We start from the raw sequence: 462 nt of genomic DNA, 5'->3' as shown, positions 1-462 counted from the left end.
CCGACCTCCTCCTGCACCGTGGCACAGAAGTGGACTGTCGCGTCGGGGTCGGCGGCGCGTGCGGCCGCGAGCATCGCGTAGACGCCCGCGCGGTCGTCCAGCGCCTTCCCGGTCACGCAGTCGCCCAGCAGGCGCGGTTCGGCGTCGAGCGTGACCACGTCACCGACCGAGACGGTCTCGGCCGCGGCGTCGCCGTCCAGCCCCAGATCCACCGCGAGGTCGTCGATGTCCTCCACGTCGTCCTCGTCGCGCGTGTGTGCCGGCTCGGCGCCGATCACGCCCGCGACCGTCCCGTCGTCCGTGTGGACGGTGACGGGCTGTGCGCGGAGGATCTGGGCGTTCCAGCCGCCGAGGGCGTCGAGCCGCAGGAACCCATCGTCGGTGACCCGTGAGACCATGAAACCGATCTCGTCCATGTGGGCGGCGACGGCGACGGAGTAGTCCGAGTCGCCCTCGATCGTC

Annotated in this window: 1 pseudogene; it reads right to left on the bottom strand. The window is 71.9% G+C overall.

Features of this window, described 5'->3' with window-relative positions:
* Positions 1-462, bottom strand: a pseudogene (locus ACFR9S_RS00100) (M42 family metallopeptidase); the annotation flags it as partial.

The sequence above is a fragment of the Halolamina salina genome, assembly GCF_042678005.1.
GTDB classification, from domain to species: Archaea; Halobacteriota; Halobacteria; order Halobacteriales; family Haloferacaceae; genus Halolamina; species Halolamina salina.
Note: the sequence above shows the minus strand (reverse complement) of the source record. Positions and strands in the feature narration are given on the sequence as shown.